This is a genomic window from Streptomyces sp. SID13726 (assembly GCF_010548375.1).
Classification (GTDB): Bacteria; Actinomycetota; Actinomycetes; order Streptomycetales; family Streptomycetaceae; genus Streptomyces.
In genome coordinates this window covers 1-404 of sequence record NZ_JAAGLY010000712.1, presented here as the reverse complement: position 1 = coordinate 404, position 404 = coordinate 1, and the positions used below count along the sequence as shown (strand labels likewise).

Annotated in this window: 1 pseudogene; it reads right to left on the bottom strand. The window is 69.3% G+C overall.

The window, feature by feature from the left end:
- Window positions 1-404: pseudogene (locus G3I78_RS49905) on the bottom strand (ABC transporter permease); the annotation flags it as partial.

Genomic DNA, 404 nt, shown 5'->3' with positions numbered 1-404 from the left:
AGGGCCATCAGCGTGATGTACGCGCCGCAGCCGAACATCGCACGGTAGGTGCCCGGGCTGCCCACCTCCAGGGTGTACGGGCCCATGAAAGCCTGCCCGCCGACGAAAGTGGCCACTGCGGCGAGCTGGCCGACCAGGAAGGCGAGCCCTCCCACCATGGCCATCTTCGACAGGTAGAGCCACGTACGGTTCGGCACCGCGGTCAGCGTCGTGCGCAGGGCGCCGTTGTGGAACTCCGCGGACAGCGCGCTCGCACCAAAGGCGAACGCCGCTATCTGGCCGAAGTTGATGCCGTAGAAGGCGCCGAGAAGCGGGTCCTCCCCCATGCTGCCGGCCTCGGCCTGCCCCACGGCCGCGGCGGCGAGGGCTTGTATCCCGGCGGTGGCCACGAGTATGGCGATCAG